We start from the raw sequence: 17462 nt of genomic DNA on the forward strand, positions 1-17462 counted from the left end.
GGCAGCAGGTCGGAAACGGAAGACGGACAAGGGCGTCACCGCCGCGCACAGGGCCGCGTCTCCAGCCGCCATCAGCGGCGCGGTCGACCTCGCCGCCTGGAGCGCGACAGCCGCGCTGACCGTCTGCGCGCTCTGGGCCCACCGACAACTGCGGAACCGGACCGCACACCGGGGGCGCGCGGGGAGCCCGCGACGGCGCGAAGACGCATCGCCCGGCGGGCCCCCATGCCTACGCATCGGAACAGCACCCGAGGGCCCGTGCGCTTCAGCAGTCGTCCAGGAATGGCGCGAGTCCGGAGAGTGCGGACCGGTCGCGAGCCCCGACCGGCCATACACGGGCCCCAGACGACCGGGCACGAACACCGGCTCTCACCGAGGTGGCAAGGGTCACCACACCGACGCCGACGCCACCGCGCCGCCCCGCCGGCCTCGACAGCGCCGACAGACGCGACGGTTTCGTCAGCCGGGTCAGCTTGAAAGCGGGGTCGGCCTAAGGGGTCAGCCTCGCACGCCGTTCAGCGCCATGGAGACGGCGGCTTCGGCGATCTGCTCGGGCTCTTCGGCTGCGCCCAGCTCGATACGGCGCACCCCCGCGTCCACGACTCCCTGGAGGAGCATCGCGGCGAGGCGGGGCTGCTCGTGACCGAGATCGCCGAGCGCTTCGACGACCATGGAGATCAGTCCACCGTGCGCAGCCCTGATCCGTTCGCGGGCCCCCGCGTCCAGCTCGCCCGCGGAGATCGCGACGACGGCGCGGTGGCGCCGGTCTCCGACGAGCGCGAGCTGCCGGCGGACATAGGCCTCGACCTTGCCCTCCGGCGTCTTCGCAGCCCGCATCGCCGACTCCACCTCCGCCGCCCACACGGGGAAGTCGACGGCGCACAGCTCTTCCACGACGGCGGCACGGGAGCGGAAGTACTCGTATACGGAGGAGCGCGCGAGGCCGGTGTGCTGGGCGAGGGCGGGAAAGGTCAGCGCTTCGGTCCCGCCCTCGGACAGCAGCGACCGGGCGGCGTCCAACAGGGCCGCACGCTGCATGTTCCGATGCTCGGCCACGGAGGCCGCTCGAATCCTGGGCACGCCTCCAGTTTACGGACCCTCGCCCACGGTTCACATGAGTCCCGGCGAATCGATCCAGCCGGCCCTCCCCGACTGCTGGCCTCCCCTAGGTCGTGTCTTCAAAGTCCCGCCTGCCTGGCGGCGCCTGGCACGCACGCTCGCGGCGTTGTCGTCGGTCGCCGCTTCCCCCAGGGCTCGGCTTCGCTCGCCCCGGGAGGTGCCCCCACGCAGGGACTCCCTCCTCCGCCTTGCGAGCGCACGCACCAGACACCGCCAGGCCCGCCCTCCGGGCGGACGCCGCTACTTTGAAGACACTCCCTAGCCCGGCGGGTCCGCGGTCTGGCGCGGCCACGGTCCGTCGAGGCCGCGGTCCGGCGGTGGACGGTGGCCGGCCGTCTCCGTCAGCGCCCGGCGTCGGCGAGCTTGGCGCGCAGTTGCAGAACCGATTTGGTGTGGATCTGGCTGACCCTGCTCTCGGTGACTCCGAGCACCTGGCCGATCTCGGCCAGGGTGAGCCCCTCGTAGTAGTAGAGAGTGACCACGGTCTTCTCGCGATCCGGCAGGGTGTTGATGGCCCGGGCGAGCAAGCGGCGCAGTTCGCGGTCCTCCGCGACCTCCACGGGGTTGTCAGCGGCGGTGTCCTCGAGCGTGTCCACGAGACTCAGCCGGTCGCCCCCGTCACCGCCGACGTGCAGAAGCTCTTCGAGGGCGACGACGTTGGCGAGCGACAACTGGCTGAAGACGCCGTGCAGTTCCTCGGTCTCGATGCCCATCTCGCCGGCCACCTCGGCTTCCGAGGGACTGCGTCGAAGTCTGGCTTCGAGAGTGGCGTACGCGCGCTCCACCGCACGGGCTTTCTGGCGCACCGAGCGTGGGATCCAGTCGAGCGCCCGCAGCTCGTCGATCATCGCTCCGCGGATGCGGGTGATGGCGTACGTCTCGAACTTGATGGAACGGGAGGGGTCGAACTTCTCGATGGCGTCGATGAGTCCGAAGACCCCGGAGGAGACGAAGTCGGCCTGCTCCACGTTGGCGGGCAGCCCCACGCTGACTCGGCCCGCGACGTATTTGACCAGCGGCGAATAGTGCAGGATCAGCTGTTCACGCAGCCTGCTGTCGGCCGTCGCCTTGTAGGACCGCCAGAGTTCATCCAGCGAGCTGGGCGCAGTCCTGGGCGCGTTGTCGTCGACCACGGCGCGTGTGACGGCGGAAGCCGCTGCGGCTGTGCGGTCGGGCCCGGAGATGTGCTGAGGCATACGTCGCCTTGAGCCGTTCTGCTGGGTAGTGGGGGTCTGTTGAAGCGCGGACACATGCGTCTCGCGGAGAGACGGAGTGAGCGTAACGTGACCGCGGCGTCGCAACGTGCGACGTATCGTTCTTCCTCCTCCGTGCTGGCGTGCTCGTTGCCGCGACGTCTCGACGGGACCGTACGGCGGGTGCGGTGCGGGTGACCGGGCACGGGCCAGGGTGCGCAGCCTCGCGTGGCCCGTGCCGCCCCGGCGAGGGCGCACGGCTCAGCTTTTCACCCGATAGCCCCAGGTCAAGGACCGCCTCATCACTCGAAGGTGTGCCCCTTGCGGTGGCGGGCCAACTTCCATTGGTCACCGTCTCGTTCGACGAATCCGAGAGCCCGCAGCTCATGAAGCCGGGCGAGAACGACTTGGGCGGGCACACCGGCGGAGCGGGCGATCCGGGCGGGGTCGCTCACGCCTCGCCCCGGAACCGCTTCCAGTACGCGTGACGCGCTGCGGCTGAGCGTGTCCCGCGGTACGGCCTCCCCTCGGCGCTGTGGGGCGAGCTCCCCCATCGCGCCGACGAGCTCGATCACTTCGGCGGCGTCGGTGACCACCGTGGCCTCGCCGCGCAGAAGTTCGTGCACGCCCTGCGAGAGACCGGAGGTGACCGGGCCCGGCATACCCATCACGTGACGCCCCAGCCTGAGCGCGCGGCGCGCCGTGACCAGCGCGCCACTGCGCACCGCGGCCTCGACCACGACCGTGCCCCGGGTGAGGGCCGCGATCACACGGTTGCGGAGGACGAACCTGCTGCGGGTCGGATGAGCACCCGGCGGCAGTTCGGCGACGAGCAGACCGCGCTCCCCCAGCGCCCGGATCAACTCCTGGTTCCCCGGCGGGTAGGCGACATCCACCCCGCAGGCCAGGACGCCGACCGTCGGCCCGCGAAGGGCGAGGGCGCCCCGGTGCGCGGCCGCGTCGATGCCGTAGGCGGCCCCGGAGACGACAGTCCAGCCCCGCTCGGCCAGGCCGGCCGCGAGTACGGCGGCGCAGTGCGCCCCGTATTCGGTACAGGCGCGGGCGCCGACCACCGCGACCGAACGAAGCGCCCATACACGCAGTGACGGAACGCCGTTGACCCACAGTCCGAGGGGGCGCGCAAGGCCCAGGTCGTCCAGCTGGCTCGGCCACTCCGGGTCGCCGGGGCAGACGAACCGGCCACCAGCCCGTTCGGCGGCGCCGAGGTCGGCGTCGGGTCGTGCGTCGGCGGCCCGCAGCCGCAACCCCGCCCAGCGCTGTTCGCCGGCCCCGTCAAGCGGCGCCCCTGAACCGCGCACCGCTTCGACGACCGCGCAGGCGCCATGGGCCGCGACCCACCGCCCCACCTGTTCGTCTCCCGGCTCGGCGATGCGGGTCAGAGCCGCTCGGGCGAGCCGTTCCGACCATGCGGAGGACCCCTTGCCGGTCCTCTCCGGCGGCACCGCGCCCCGTGACGGCGAGTTCACCGGCCTTCCTTCTTCTGAATCCGGGCCCGGGGCGGGGCCCGGGCCCGGGTTCGGGTTCGCGCAGGGACTGGATCCTGTGGTGCCGCTGGTGTGTGCCGCGCCCCCCGGGCCCGCGTCGAGCCCCGATCGTGCATGGCTGGGGGTCGCGGGACCCGCGTCGAGACCTGTTCGCACATGGCTGGAGCTCACAGAGTCTGCGCCGTGGGCGCCGGCCGTGGAGCGTGGTGTGGTCTGCGAGGGGGCGCGCGACGCCGGATCGCTCGGATCGAGCAGGCGGTCCCCAGGGCTGGGCCCGGTGTCGATGCGGGATGGGTCCGCCGTCGAAGGGGTGCTCCCCGGCCCGGCACCGTGGGGGGTCTGCGCCCATGCGTGACAGGTGTGGGCGTCGGCCTCCGGAGCGGAGCCCGGCCCCGGCCTGGGCCGTTTCGTCGGTCGTGTGCCGCCGCCGGTCATGCGAACACCTCCGGGGCGAGGGCTCCTCGGTGTACACCGGTCCGCAGTCCGAGTGCGTAGTTGACGTCGTCACGCGTCGGCCTCTCGTGGCCGGCCAGGTCGGCGACCGTCCACGCGACCCGCAACACCCTGTCGAGGCCGCGAGCGGTGAGTACGCCGCGCTCCAACTCGTCCTCCGCCTCGCTGAGCGCCCCCGGCCGCGCGGGGTGGCGGGTGCGCAACTCGTGGCCTGGCACGTCGCTGTTGGTCTTCCACGGTGTTCCGGCGTACCTCGCAGCGGCGCGATCCCGCGCTTCCAGCACGCGGGTGGCCACCACGGCGGTGGGTTCACCGCCTCCGACGGCCGCCATCAGCTCGGACCGGGCGAGGGGTTCGACGAGGACCCGTAGATCGACCCGGTCCAGCAGCGGCCCCGAGAGCCTGGCACGGTACTGGCGCACCGAAGCAGGCCTGCACTCACATGCGGCATTGGCGCTGCCGTGGCGTCCGCACGGGCACGGATTCGCGGCCAGGGCGAGCAGGAAACGGGCCGGCATGCGCATCATGCCCGCGGCCCGAGCCACCAGGACGTGCCCGGACTCCAGCGGCTGGCGCATCGCGTCCAGGACCCGGGCGCTGCACTCCGCGGCCTCGTCCAGAAAGAGAACGCCATGGTGGGCGAGCGAAACCGCGCCGGGGCGGGGCACGCCGGAGCCTCCGCCGACCAGTGCCGCCATGGTCGCCGAGTGGTGCGGCGCGCAGTAGGGAGGCCGGGCGACCAGCGGTTGGCCTGGTGGCAGCGCTCCCGCGATGGAGTGCACGGCCGTCACCTCCAGCGCTTCCTTGCGGCTGAGCGGTGGCAGCAACCCCGGCAGGCGCTCGGCCAGCATGGTCTTCCCCGCGCCCGGCGGTCCCTTGAAGAAGATGTGGTGGCGTCCGGCCGCGGCGATCTCCAGCGCGCGCCGCGCGTGCCGTTGTCCGGTGACTTCGGCCAGGTCGAGAGGGCGCTCCTCGGCCAGCAGGCCGGTCAGTCCCGGTGCTGCGGCGGGGAGACCGGCGAGACCGGCGTGGACGGACCCGGGCAGGCCCGCGTCCGGCCGCTCCTCCTCGGGTACCGGCTCGTCGTTGAGCACCGCGATGAGCTGGCCCAGGCTGCGCACCCCCACTACGGAGACGTCCGGGACCAGCGAGGCCTCGGCCGCCGTCTGTTCGGGAACGACGACCTGCCGGTACCCCGCGTCGGCGGCCGCCAGAACGGCGGGCAGGACGCCCCGGACCGGCAGGACGCGGCCGTCGAGGCCCAGTTCGCCGATCATCACCACCTCGGCGATCTCGCGGGGGTCGATGCGTTCTGCCGCCGCCAGGACGGCGCACGCGACCGCGATGTCGAACCCGCTGCCGCCTTTGGGAACCGAGGCGGGGCTGAGGCCCACGGTGAGCTTCTTCTGCGGCCAGGGCACTCCGGTGTTGACTACGGCTGCGCGCACCCGGTCCCGACTCTCGGTGAGGCTCTTGTCCGGCAGTCCCACGAGGGTGAAGGCGGCGACTCCGGGCTCGAGGTCGGCCTGGACCTCGACCAGCACTCCCTCGACGCCTACCAGCGCCACCCCGCACGTACGGGCGAATCCCATCAGCCCACCCCCCGGACGTGCTGGAGCACGGGCGCTCCACGGTCGGGAAGGACGATGCCGACGAGGTCGATACGGACGCCGCCCACGGGCGGTTGCCCATAACGGGCGATCCAGCACTCGGTGAGCCAGCGCGCCGCCAGGCGGCGCAGACGAGCCGTCTTCGCCGGTGGCAGGCCCTCCATGGGGTGCTGGAAAGGAGCGGCCCTGCGGGTCTTGACCTCGCAGATCACCACGGCGTCGGCGTCGCGCGCGATCAGGTCGATCTCCCCCTCGGCGCAGCGCCAGTTGCGCTCCAGGACGGTCATTCCCGCTTCGCGCAGCCGTCGCGCCGCGAGGTCCTCTCCGTACCGTCCCAAGGCGCTCCTGGCCCGGGCTGGGCCGGGAGCGCCTGCCGCCCGGCCGGTCCGCGCACCGCGCGACCCCGTGCCCGGCTGCCCGCGGCCGCCCCGCGCCCCGACACCCGGCGACCCCACGCCCGCCGCCCCGGTGCTCCGCCTGGCGGCGCGGGGACCGCTGGGCTCCCATTCAGCGGTGCCCTGTGCACCGGTGGAGCGCCCGCTGACGTCGCGGCCCTGCACGTCCCCATCGCCGAACCTCCGACCGGCGAGCTCCCGGTCAGCGGGCTCCCGACCGCCGGCGCCCCGCCCGACGGAACCCGAGCCGCGCGACCTGTCAGCGCTCCGCCCGTCGGCATTCCGCTCGCCCCGCCCGGCGCGACAGCGCCCGTCGGCACCCGGGCCGCTGCGCCCGCCCGTCTCCCGGCCGTCGCACTGCCCGCCGGGGCAGCGCCTACCCGCCCCCTGGCCACCTCGCCCATCAAGGATTCGGTCGTCAAGGAGCGGCCCCTCAGAGGTTCGCCCGACCGCTCCCCGGTCGCTCTGATCGGCGGAGCCGGGACGGTCGGTGGTCCGCCGTTCGGCCGAGCCGGGACCGTCCATCTTCCGCGCGTTCGGGCCACCGGGCCGAACGCGCCACGCTTCGCTGGTGTTCACATGAACCACCTCCGGCACCGACTGTGGCGGTACCGGAGGCAGCGTGTGGATCTTGATCTGTTTCTGTGGAGCGCCGGGTGGTTGTGGACAACTCCGTCACTCACAAGGATCACCATGATCACGGGGATCACCAGGGCCACCAAAACCACAGGGATCACCAGGACCACAAGGATCACATCGAGGGTGATTCGCCAGGATTAGCCCTTGAAGTCCGAATCCTCCGGCAGGTCGAGCTCGCTCTTGTTCAGCTCCTCGATGTTGACGTCCTTGAACGTGAGCACCCGTACCTGTTTGACGAACCGGGCCGGCCGGTACATGTCCCACACCCAGGCGTCCGCCATCGAGACCTCGAAGAAGACCTCGCCCTGCACCGAGTGGACCTGCATCTCGTAGTCGTTGGTGAGGTAGAAGCGCCGGTCGGTCTCGATCACGTATTTGAACAGACCGACGACGTCCCTGTACTCCCTGTAGAGCTTCAGCTCCATCTCGGTCTCGTACTTCTCGAGGTCCTCGGCGCTCATGGCATGTTCCCCTTCAGCCGTGCGTCCCCCTATTGTGCGTCACCCCGAGCGGCGGCGGGCCGACATCGCGCGGCGTCGCGCGATCGGCCCCCAGGCGGCTCCGCCCAGCACCAGGACCGCGCCCACCACGACGGCGAGCAGTGCCGTCGGCAGGGGGCCGCTGCTGGAGGTGCCGCCGGGCATGTCGGCGAATCCGCTCGCCTCGGGCAGCATGCCGAGCCCGCCGACGGGCCAGGCTATGGCGTCCACGCGCGCCTTGACGGCGGAGCGGGGCACCGCACCGTGCTCGCCGTCCTCCAGGTGTACGCGCGAGTCGAGGGAGGCCGATCGGTTGTCGCCGAGCAGGAAAAGCTTCCCTTCGGGCACCTTCGTGGAATCGAAGGGCCGCTGCGAGTCGCGGCCCTGACTGTGCAGATAAGGCTCGTCGACGCTCTCGCCGTTGACGGTGAGCCGTCCTTGCCGGTCGCAGCAGGCCACCTTGTCGCCTCCGACGCCCACGACCCGCTTGACCATGGGAACGGAACCCCAGACGGAGTCCTGGAAGACGACCACGTCGCCCCGGTGCAGCTCGTCTCCGTCCACACGCTCGGCCAGCACCCGGGCTCCGGCCTTCACGGTGGGGTCCATGGAGTCGGTCGGCACCGTGTACGGCTGGTACAGCAGCGCGCCCCAGACGAAACCTCCGAGGAAGAGCACGCAGCCGAGGGCCACGGCCACTCCGGACAGTCGGTTGCCCAGTCGGCCGCGGCCCTCATCGGTACGGCTTGCGTTGCTCACGTGCGTTCTCCCGGGTTCTCCGCGGCAGCCTCGAATCTGCGCGGCACCCTACCCAGGAGTACGGGATACGTCAGCCCTCGCCCTTCGTCGCTCCGGTGGCCGGCGTGGGCTCAGTGGGCCCCGCGGCCCCGGTGTGCCTGGCGGCTCCGGCCGGCTTGGCCGTCAGAACGAGCCGCCGCCTGCGGCGCCAGAGCACCAGCGGGACAGCTCCGGCGAGCCCGACGGCACCGGGTGCGGCGTTCAGCGCGCGTGCCTGGACGCCCTGCTGGTCGAAGGTCGCGGGGACGGGCAGCGTGCCCCACCGGTCGATCGGCCAGGCCTTCACGATGGCCCGTCCGACGACCTGCCCCTCGGGAACGAAGCCGCCACCTGCCTGGTTCTGGTGGTAGCGGGAGTCGAGGGAGTCCTGACGGTGGTCGCCCATCACCCACAGCTTGCCCTCGGGCACCTTGAGGGGGCCGAACGGCTTGTCGTCGCACGGGCTGTTGCCGGGGTAGATGTACGAGGACTCGTTCAGGGCCTCTCCGTTGACGTGGACCTTTCCGCCCTTCTTGCATTCGACCGTGTCGCCGCCTACCGCGATGACCCGCTTGATGAGGTCCTTCTCGTTGGCGGAGGGCATCAGGCCGATGAAGCTGAGCGCGCTCTGGACGAAGTTCTCCTCCACCTGGGCCTCGGGCAGCCAGCCGCCCGGGTCGTGGAAGACGACGACTTCGCCGCGCTCGGGTGTCGCCCCGAACCACGGAGTGAGCTTGTCGACGAGGACGCGGTCACCGATCCGGAGGGTGTCCTGCATGGAAGCCGAGGGGATGGAGAAGGCCTGGACCAGGAAGGTCTTGATGATCAGGGCGAGGACCAGCGCGATGCCGATGAGCATCGGGAGTTCTTTCCAGAAGGAGCGCTGCTGCTTGGCGTCCTTACGGCCCTTGCGGCCGTCCTCTCGGCCGCCGCCTGCTCCGCCCCACTCGGCGTTCTGGTGCGGCCCGCCGTTGTCGTCCATGTGGTCGGCCCGGTCCGTGTACTCGTCTCGCTTGCTGTGAGCTGCTCGCTCCGCTTCCGGCAGCCGGTGGCCGGGGGGCGGGAAAGAGCCGCGCGGCCCGTCTCCGCCCGCTCCGGAGCCCGCTGCTGTCCCGTCGGTCTCGGCGGTCACGCCGTCACTCTCTCTTCCCACGGCCGGTGGTCCTGCGTCGCCCGTCCTGCCGTCCGTACCAGGACGTTCGTCCTCCGGGTACCCGGAACCGGACCGTGCGCCGACCGCCAAGTCCCCCACATCCACTCCTCACGCTGCGCGTTCGCCTGTTCCGCAATCGGGACAAGCCCACCACTCCCATAACGAGCGGAAGTTCCGCAGAGAACGGGAGTTGCGCCACTCGATTCTCACGGCCCCCGGGCGGCGCCGCCGAAGTACCGCCCGCGTCGGGCACCGAAGCGTAGGTCTCGGGCTCTTCGAGCCGTCTCCAGTGGTCGAACGGCCAGGCGATGACGACCGCTCTTCCAACGATCCGGTCCACTCCGATCGTTCCCTTGTCGGGCTCTTGCAAGTGGTAACGGGAGTCGGCGGAGTTGGCCCGGTGGTCGCCCATCACGAACACGCGTCCGTGGGGAACGGTCACCTCGAACTCGATCTTCGAGGGCTTGTTGCCCGGATGAACGTACGGCTCATCCAGAGGCGTGCCGTTCACCGTCACGTGTCCCTGCTTGTCGCAGCAGCGTACGGTGTCACCGCCGACGCCGACGACGCGCTTGATCAGATCCTGCTCGTCGTCCGAGGGCAGCAGCCCGATGAAGGTCAGCAGCTCCTTGCCCTGCTGGATCCCCCAGGGAGCGTTCTTCTTCTCCTTCTTCTCGTCCTCGAGCCAGCCGCCCGGGTCCTCGAAGACGACGACGTCACCGCGGTGCGGCTCCGCTCCGAACCAGGGTGTGAGTTTGTCGACGAGGACCCTGTCGCCGATCCGGATGGTCTGCTCCATGGAGCCCGAAGGGATGACGAAAGCCTGCACGAGGAAGGTCTTGAGCACGAGAGCGATCAGCACGGCGACCCCGACGAGGATCGGGATCTCCTTCGTGGCCGAGAGCCTCCGGCGGCGCTTGATGCGTTTCGCGGCCCGTCTGCGGTCGGCCCGCCCCTGGCCGGGACGCCGCAGCGGCGCCGACTCCTCCTCCGGGCCCCACTCCTCGGCCCCGCCGGGCCCGAGGAGCGCGCCGGAGGGGTCGTACGCCCCCGCGGAACCGGTGGCGTTGTCGTATGGCCCGGCCGCCGCACCGGAGGGGTCGTACGGCTCGGCCTCGCCGGGGTAGCCGGAGGGAACCGTGGCGCCGGACCGGTCGTACGGTGCCGCACCTGGGTGCTGGTAGGGCGTGGCCACGTCGCCGTACCCATAGGGGTCCGCACGGCCGTACGAGGGGTCGCTGGGGTATCCGGCGGCCTGCCACGGGTTGTGGGGCGGCGGCCACGGGCCTTGGGGTTGCTGCCCTGCCCCGTGAGGGTGCTGGTGTCCGTACCCGCCCTCGGGGTCAGTCATCGTCACCGTCCGCACCCGCGGGGAGGGAGCCGACGCGGCCCAGCGGCCAGCCGATCCAGTCCCCCCGTCCGATCACGCGGTCGACGGGGACGGTGCCACCGCCGGGATCACCGAGGTGGTCACGGGAATCGCTGGACTTGTCGCGGTGGTCACCCATCACCCACAGGCGCCCCTCCGGTACCCGTGTTTCGAAGGGCACCGTGGAGGGCGCGTCGCCGGGGTGCAGATAGTCCTCGCTCACGGGCCGACCGTTCACCTCGATCCTTCCCCGCCTGTCGCAGCAGCGCACCAGGTCTCCACCGACCCCGATGACGCGCTTGACGTAGTCGGTCTCGGCGGGCGGCACCAGCCCGGTCGCCGCGCCCGCCTTGCGCAGTGCGGTCGTGACGGAGTTGGTGTCGGGGTCCGCGTCCGCGGAGAACGAATCGGTGCCGTCGAAGACGATGACGTCCCCGCGCTGTGGACCGTCACCGAAGCGGTAGGCCAGTTTGTTCACCAGCACCCGGTCCCCGACGCGCAGGGTGGGGTCCATCGAGGAACTCGGGATCAGGAAAGGCTGCATGACGAAAGCGTTCGTCAGCAAGAGTGCCCCCAGCACGAGCCCCGCGTACAGGGCCGGACGCGCGAAGCGCGACCGACCCCCGGCTTCCTGTGCGGAAGCGGAGGAGCGATCGCGCTCCGGTTCGTCGTGCTGTTCCTCGGTGTCCATCGGGCGGAAGCCTAACCGGCGCCCCGAACACCGAGGACGCGAGATCAGTTCTCGCGCTTCTCCTTGATCTTCGCGGCCTTGCCGCGCAGGTCACGCAGGTAGTACAGCTTGGCGCGGCGGACGTCGCCGCGGGTCACGACCTCGATCTTCTCGACGATCGGGGTGTGCACCGGGAAGGTGCGCTCGACGCCCACGCTGAAGCTGACCTTGCGGACGGTGAAGGTCTCCCGCACGCCGGAGCCCTGGCGGCGGATGCAGACGCCCTTGAACTGCTGGACACGGGAGCGGTTGCCCTCGATGACGCGCACGTGCACGTTGACCGTGTCGCCCGGGCGGAAGGCCGGGAGGTCGTCGCGCAGGGACGCGGCGTCGACGCTGTCGAGAAGATGAGACATGTCCGTCTGCTTTCCTCGCTGATGCCACAGGTCATCAGCGGCATATTGTGATCTGGTCGGAGAGCCGCCGTTCGCGGCGGGCGTCGGTCCCCCTGTGGCAGGGTCGCGCGCCGGATGGGAGGCAGCTGCCCATTGTTCCACGGGCCACCCCTCCGCCCCAAATCGGTCGGGCGGGAGAGGCGCGCGGAGGCTACTCGCCCGGCGGGCGGCGCCAGTGGCCGTCGTCCGCGTCCCGGTACCAGCCCAGCTCCTCCAGCGCCGCGCGGTCGTACTTGTCCAGCGCGTCCGGGTCGCAGCGCTCGATCAGATCGGGCCGGTGACCGGTGGTGCGGGCGAAGGCCTGGTCGCGGCGCCAGCGGGCGATCCGACCGTGGTGGCCGCTGAGCAGCACCTCGGGGATGCCGCGTCCGCGCCACTCGGGCGGCTTGGTGTAGACGGGCCCTTCCAGCAGGTCGGCCATGGCACCGGGCGCGAAGGAGTCGTCCTGGTGCGAGGCCGCGTTGCCCAGCACGCCGGGCAGCAGCCGGGCGATCGCCTCGACCATGACGAGCACCGGGGCTTCCCCGCCGGCGAGCACGTAGTCGCCGATGGAGACCTCCCGTACGTCGAGCCGCTCCCCGTACTCCTCGATGACGCGGCGGTCGATGCCCTCGTACCGGGCGGGCGTGAAGACCAGCCAGGGCTCGGCGGACAGTTCGACGGCCAGTTCCTGCGTGAACGGTCTGCCGCTGGGGGTGGGCACGACCAGGACGGGCCGCTCATGCCCCGGCGCGCCGCTCGCCAGCACGTGGTCGAGGGCCTCGCCCCACGGCTCCGGCTTCATCACCATGCCGGGGCCGCCCCCGTAGGGGGTGTCGTCGACGGTGTGGTGCCGGTCGTGCGTCCAGTCCCGCAGGTCGTGGACGCGGACGTCCAGCACGCCGCGGCTGCGGGCCTTGCCCACCAGGGAGACGTTCAGCGGCTCCAGGTACTCGGGGAAGATCGAGACGACGTCGAGCCTCACCGCGGGTTCCCCGGGTCGGTCCTCGCCTCTTCTTCGTCGGAGTCGTCGAACTTCTCCTCGAGTGGGCCGGTCTCGGACTCCTCCTCGGCGAGGAGGCCGGGCGGCGGGTCGATGACGGCGCGCTGAGCGTCCAGGTCGACCTCAGGAACGATCTCGCTGACGAACGGGACCAGCACTTCCCCGCCGTCCGCGCCGCGGATCACGAGCAGGTCCTGGGCCGGCAGGTGCGCGACGCTCTCGACACGTCCGACGACGGTTCCTTCGACGGTGACCACCTCCAGATCCTCCAGCTGGTGGTCGTAGAACTCCTCCGGGTCCTCCGGACGCTCCGCGGGGTCGATCTCCGCGACGAGCAGTGTGTTGCGCAGGGCCTCGGCGGCGTTGCGGTCGCGGACGCCCTCGAAGCGCAGCAGCAGCCGTCCGCTGTGCACCCGCCCGGCGGCGATGGTCAGCGGTCCGGCGGAGGCCGGGTCCGTGGCCAGCACCGCGCCGGGCGCGAGCCTGAGCTCCGGCTCGTCGGTCCTGACCTCGACCGTGACCTCGCCCTTGATGCCGTGGGCGCGGCCGATCCGCGCGACGACTAGCTGCACTGTGCCTCTCCGTGCTCGGTGCTCATCCGTACGTAAGAAACTGGGGTGGGAGGGGCGGGAGGGGCGGAGAAGGCGGCGACGCGACAACGGGCCGGGGACGGCGTGGTCGCCGTCCCCGGCCCGTGCCGGTGCTGCATACCGCTCTTCAGCGGACCTGGTCCACGTCGACGAGGTCGACGCGGATTCCACGGCCGCCCAGAGCTCCCACGACGGTGCGCAGAGCGCGCGCGGTGCGACCGTTGCGGCCGATCACCTTGCCGAGGTCGTCGGGGTGCACCCTGACCTCCAGCACGCGTCCGCGACGGAGGTTGCGGGATGCGATCCCCACCTCGCCGGGGTGGTCGACGATGCCCTTCACCAGGTGCTCGAGGGCCTCCTCGAGCATCCTCAGGCCTCGGTCGACTCGGTGGCGGCCGACGCCTCGGCGTCCGCCTTCTTCTCGGCCTTGTCCGCCTTCTTGGCCTTGGGGGTGATGGCCTCACCCTGCGGCTCGTCAGCGGACTCCTTGGCGGCGGCCTCGAAGAGGGCGCGCTTGTCGGCCTTCGGCTCCGGGACCTTCATCGGCTCCGGCGCGGGCAGACCCTTGTACTTCTGCCAGTCGCCGGTGACCTTGAGGATCGCCTCGACGGGCTCGGTCGGCTGGGCGCCGACGCCGAGCCAGTACTGCACACGCTCCGAGTCGACCTCGATGCGCGAGGGGTTCTGCACCGGGTGGTACAGGCCGATCTCCTCGATGGCCCGGCCGTCACGGCGGGTGCGGGAGTCGGCGACGATGATGCGGTAGTGAGGCGAACGGATCTTGCCCAGACGCTTCAGCTTGATCTTGACTGCCACGGGTGTGGTGTCTCCTGGTCTTGACGTGGGTGGACACGTCGGGGATGCCACGTGGGGTTGCGGCGCCGGGTGTCCGATGGACGCGTCAGCCGGAGGAGAGAGGGGTCCTGTGCGACTGTCGAGTTCAGCCGACCATGATGCCACACCGCGTGGCCGCCCGGAAACCGCCCCCGTCCGCCGTACCCCGAGCACCCGCACCCGCCGGAAGTCCGCACCGGAAGCAGGCGACGGGCCGGCGGAATCCGGGACGGCCCCGCCCGGCGGGTGCCTGGGAGCGGCAGCGGGTGCGGGTCAGCCGACGGGGACCGGCTCCGCGCTCGCGGCCATCTCGGCGGGCACCGTCTCGGCGGGGATGCGGAACTGCTTGCCGCAGGCTCCGCACATGATGGGGGCCTGCGCGAGCACCGAGGGAACGACCCGGACGTTGCGGCCGCAGTCGCACACCGCCTTCACGCGCACCCCGCCCCCCGACGAGCCGTGGCGCGCGGCGGGGCCGCGGAAACTGCGCCCGGTGTCGGTGTCGGTGGCCGCGCTGTAGGCCTTCAGGGCCCGCTGGAGCCGCTCGATGGTGGGCCGGTAGCGCCGCCGGGTGTCGGGCGTGAGGACCACGAGGGAGAAGCCGCTGCTCGGATGCGGCTCCTCGGGGTGGTCGAGCCCCAGCTCCTCGGCGATCGCCAGGAAGCGGCGGTTGTGATAGCGGCCCGCGCGTGAGGTGTCACGGACACCGCGGGCCGCGGCGATGCCGTGGACTGCCTCGTGCAGCAGCCGTTCGAAGGAGAGACCGGTACCGCAGGCGGACGAGGACTCTCCGATGAGTGATTCGGGCGCGGCCAGGTCCGGCAGCTCGGGGTGGTGCCGTTGAATATCGGCCCAGGCGGCTGCCAGCTCGGCGGCGAGAACTGGTGGTGTCGTGCTCACGTCGTTCTCAACGAGCGGAAGGGCCCCGGTGTTCCGATTCCGGGGCATCGCAAATATTTTGCACGTACCAGTCAGTCGGCGTCGTTGCGGCGGGAGCGGGGCGGGTGCCCCGATCTGCGGCCAAGCCGCGCACCCGCCGCAACCCGGGACGTATCACCGGTACGGGCACGTCCGTACGGACACCTCAGTAGGCGCGCGCCACCAGCGCGACCGTGCCCGGTTCGTCCTCCGTGCGCGGCACCGCGCCGTCCTCGGCGACCAGACAGCGCACCGTCACCGCGTGCTCGGCCAGCGCCGTCTCGCCCTCGGGACCGAGCGCTGACCACGGCAGGCGCGCCCATCCGCCGGTCGTGGCGGCTTCCACGGCCTCGCCGATGGTACGGACGTTTTCTGTGCGCAGTTCACGCCGCTCGCGCGTCTGGTGCAGCAGGAGGGCCTGGTCGTCCTCCAGCAAGCCGGGGAGGGCGGTGGCCAGGGTGGCGAGCGGGACCTGCTCTTTGGTACGCGGCACGCGGCGCACCAGGGTGGCGGTCCCACCCCCGCCGGGGGCTTCCCCTGCCAGGTCGCGCGGGCCGATCTCGACCCGTACGGGCACCCCTTTGAGCTCCCAGTCGACCGCGCGCCGCCCGAAGGGGACGTCCGTACGGTCGTCGATCCGCACCCGCAGCCCCGCGGTGCTCAGGTCCTCGGCCAGGGCACGTGCCCGGCTCAGCACGGCGTCCTCGCCCTTGACCACGAGGACCACCACCTGCACGGGGGCCAGCCGCGGCGGCAGGCGGAGTCCGTCGTCGTCGCCGTGCGCCATCACCATCGCGCCCACCATGCGCGTGGTGCTGCCCCAGGAGGTCTGCCAGGCGTGTTCGCGGGTGCCCTCCCTGGTGAGGAACCTGGTGCCGAAGGCGCGGGAGAAGTTCTGCCCCAACTCGTGACTGGTGGCCATCTGGAGGGCCTTGCCGTCGCCCATCATCGCCTCGAGCGTGAGGGTGTTCAGCGCACCGGAGAAGCGTTCGCGGGCCGTCTTGCGGCCGGGCACCACGTCGATGGCCAGGACCTCGGTCATGAAGTCCTGGTAGACGTCACGGTGGATGCGGGCGGCGAAGTCGCGCGCCTGATCGAAGGTGGCGTGCGCGGTGTGCCCCTCCTGCCACAGGAACTCGGAGGTGCGCAGGAAGAGCCGGGGCCGCATCTCCCAGCGGACCACGTTGGCCCACTGGTTGATCAGCAGGGGCAGGTCGCGGTAGCTCTGCACCCATTTCGCGAAGTAGTCGTTGATGATCGTCTCGGAGGTGGGCCGCACCACGGCGGGCTCCTCCAGCTCCTTGCCTCCGCCGTGGGTGACGACGGCCAGTTCGGGTGAGAAGCCTTCGACGTGCTCGGCTTCCTTGGTCATGTAGGACTGCGGGATCAGCAGGGGGAAGTAGGCGTTCTGCACACCTGTGCGCTTGATGCGCGCGTCCATGTCGGCCTGCATGCGCTCCCAGATGCCGTAGCCGTACGGTCGGATCACCATCGTGCCGCGCACTGGCCCGTTCTCCGCGAGCTCCGCCTTGTTCACCAGTTCCTGATACCAGCGCGGGAAGTCCTCGGCCCTGGGGGTGAGGACGGGTGATTTCGCCATGGCGGGCATCGTAGGGCGCCCGGCAGGCGCGCGCTGCGGCAAAGCCGCTGGAAGCCCGCTCAGGCGCGCCGAACGGAGAAGCGCGTGGCGCGGTGAGCAGCGGGCGCACGCGGGGAGCGCGGGACTCCGGAAAGGCAGGGGACAGGACCGCGGCGACGGCTCCGCGGCCTTGTCCGGCGCGACGCGGCGGGGTCAGAAGCTCGGCCCCGGCCACTCCTCCGAGGTCAGTGCGAAGCGCTCGTGGTCCCGCCAGGCGTCGTTGATGAAGAGCATGCGCGGAGAGTAGCCCTCGTGGCGGAAGCCGAGCCGCTTGGCCATCGCCAGTGACCGCTCGTTCTCCGGCTGGACGTTGATCTCCAGCCGGTGCAGCCCGAGCCCGTCGGGTCCCGGCTGGAAGCAACGGTCGACCACCAGCCGTAGCCCCTCGGTCATCCGTCCCGTCCCGGCGTAGGGCAGGTAGCTGTCGTAGCCGAGGGATCCGTTGCGGAAGCGCGCCCTGACGATGTTGGCGACGTTCACCCGGCCGACCAAGCCCTCGTCCTCCCGGTCGAGGATGAGGAAGGTGCGCAGCGCGGGGCCCTGGCGGCGCAGCAGGTCGGGGAGGCCGTCGGGCTCGACGGGGTTCCACGGGCTGAGGTGGTCTGCCGACCGCACGACGGCCTCGCTGTAGAGCTGTTCGTCGGAGGGCCGCGGGGGGCGGATGTATACGCGCATGGACGAC

At 71.4% G+C, this 17462-nt stretch carries 18 protein-coding genes; all 18 read right to left on the bottom strand.

What is annotated here, in order from left to right:
• Window positions 1–498 precede the first annotated feature (498 nt).
• The 18 genes from DQ392_RS13835 to DQ392_RS13925 all read right to left on the bottom strand — a co-directional run bounded on the left by DQ392_RS13835 (window position 499) and on the right by DQ392_RS13925 (window position 17455).
• Complete coding sequence (locus DQ392_RS13835; protein WP_114016017.1) at window positions 499–1038, bottom strand: TetR/AcrR family transcriptional regulator; 540 nt, start codon at window positions 1036–1038, stop codon at window positions 499–501.
• Between the two features lie 422 nt (window positions 1039–1460).
• Entirely contained in the window at window positions 1461–2315 is an 855-nt protein-coding gene (gene whiG, locus DQ392_RS13845) for an RNA polymerase sigma factor WhiG (protein ID WP_114015894.1), read from the bottom strand.
• A 299-nt stretch (window positions 2316–2614) separates the two neighbouring features.
• A complete protein-coding gene (gene dprA / locus DQ392_RS13850) occupies window positions 2615–3799 on the bottom strand; it encodes a DNA-processing protein DprA (protein WP_114015895.1) in 1185 nt (394 codons plus the stop codon).
• Between the two features lie 449 nt (window positions 3800–4248).
• A complete protein-coding gene (locus tag DQ392_RS13855) occupies window positions 4249–5862 on the bottom strand; it encodes a YifB family Mg chelatase-like AAA ATPase (protein WP_114015896.1) in 1614 nt (537 codons plus the stop codon).
• Window positions 5862–6335 (bottom strand): YraN family protein, encoded by a 474-nt coding sequence (locus DQ392_RS13860; protein WP_114016018.1) that lies wholly within the window; start codon window positions 6333–6335, stop codon window positions 5862–5864. Before DQ392_RS13860 ends, DQ392_RS13855 begins: the two co-directional genes overlap by 1 nt.
• Window positions 6336–7051: 716 nt before the next feature.
• The gene (locus DQ392_RS13865; protein WP_114015897.1) at window positions 7052–7375 is read right to left on the bottom strand and encodes a DUF2469 domain-containing protein; all 324 of its coding nucleotides are present in this window, start codon (window positions 7373–7375) and stop codon (window positions 7052–7054) included.
• Window positions 7376–7414: 39 nt separating this feature from the next.
• Complete coding sequence (gene lepB / locus DQ392_RS13870; RefSeq protein WP_114015898.1) at window positions 7415–8152, bottom strand: signal peptidase I; 738 nt, start codon at window positions 8150–8152, stop codon at window positions 7415–7417.
• Window positions 8153–8222: 70 nt separating this feature from the next.
• Complete coding sequence (lepB, locus tag DQ392_RS13875) at window positions 8223–9422, bottom strand: signal peptidase I (RefSeq protein WP_425470528.1); 1200 nt, start codon at window positions 9420–9422, stop codon at window positions 8223–8225.
• Entirely contained in the window at window positions 9307–10296 is a 990-nt protein-coding gene (gene lepB / locus DQ392_RS13880) for a signal peptidase I (RefSeq protein WP_114016020.1), read from the bottom strand. The genes lepB (DQ392_RS13875) and lepB (DQ392_RS13880) overlap by 116 nt, the downstream gene beginning before the upstream one ends.
• 370 nt (window positions 10297–10666) lie before the next feature.
• Complete coding sequence (gene lepB, locus DQ392_RS13885; RefSeq protein WP_114015899.1) at window positions 10667–11383, bottom strand: signal peptidase I; 717 nt, start codon at window positions 11381–11383, stop codon at window positions 10667–10669.
• 44 nt (window positions 11384–11427) lie between these two features.
• A complete protein-coding gene (gene rplS, locus DQ392_RS13890; protein WP_114015900.1) occupies window positions 11428–11778 on the bottom strand; it encodes a 50S ribosomal protein L19 in 351 nt (116 codons plus the stop codon).
• 190 nt (window positions 11779–11968) lie between these two features.
• Window positions 11969–12781, bottom strand: a complete 813-nt coding sequence (gene trmD / locus DQ392_RS13895) for a tRNA (guanosine(37)-N1)-methyltransferase TrmD (RefSeq protein WP_114015901.1) — start codon at window positions 12779–12781, stop codon at window positions 11969–11971.
• A complete protein-coding gene (gene rimM / locus DQ392_RS13900; RefSeq protein WP_114015902.1) occupies window positions 12778–13371 on the bottom strand; it encodes a ribosome maturation factor RimM in 594 nt (197 codons plus the stop codon). The genes trmD and rimM overlap by 4 nt, the downstream gene beginning before the upstream one ends.
• Before the next feature lie 145 nt (window positions 13372–13516).
• The gene (locus DQ392_RS13905; protein ID WP_114015903.1) at window positions 13517–13756 is read right to left on the bottom strand and encodes an RNA-binding protein; all 240 of its coding nucleotides are present in this window, start codon (window positions 13754–13756) and stop codon (window positions 13517–13519) included.
• Window positions 13757–13758: 2 nt separating this feature from the next.
• Complete coding sequence (gene rpsP / locus DQ392_RS13910; RefSeq protein WP_114015904.1) at window positions 13759–14205, bottom strand: 30S ribosomal protein S16; 447 nt, start codon at window positions 14203–14205, stop codon at window positions 13759–13761.
• A gap of 291 nt (window positions 14206–14496) precedes the next feature.
• Window positions 14497–15171, bottom strand: a complete 675-nt coding sequence (locus tag DQ392_RS13915; protein ID WP_181856414.1) for a hypothetical protein — start codon at window positions 15169–15171, stop codon at window positions 14497–14499.
• Window positions 15172–15307: 136 nt separating this feature from the next.
• A complete protein-coding gene (gene proS, locus DQ392_RS13920; protein WP_114015906.1) occupies window positions 15308–16741 on the bottom strand; it encodes a proline--tRNA ligase in 1434 nt (477 codons plus the stop codon).
• Window positions 16742–16933: 192 nt separating this feature from the next.
• On the bottom strand, window positions 16934–17455 hold the full coding sequence (locus DQ392_RS13925; protein ID WP_245981448.1) for a GNAT family N-acetyltransferase: 522 nt from the start codon (window positions 17453–17455) through the stop codon (window positions 16934–16936).
• Window positions 17456–17462: the final 7 nt, after the last annotated feature.

The organism is Streptomyces reniochalinae (genome assembly GCF_003323735.1).
Lineage (GTDB): Bacteria > Actinomycetota > Actinomycetes > Streptomycetales > Streptomycetaceae > Streptomyces > Streptomyces reniochalinae.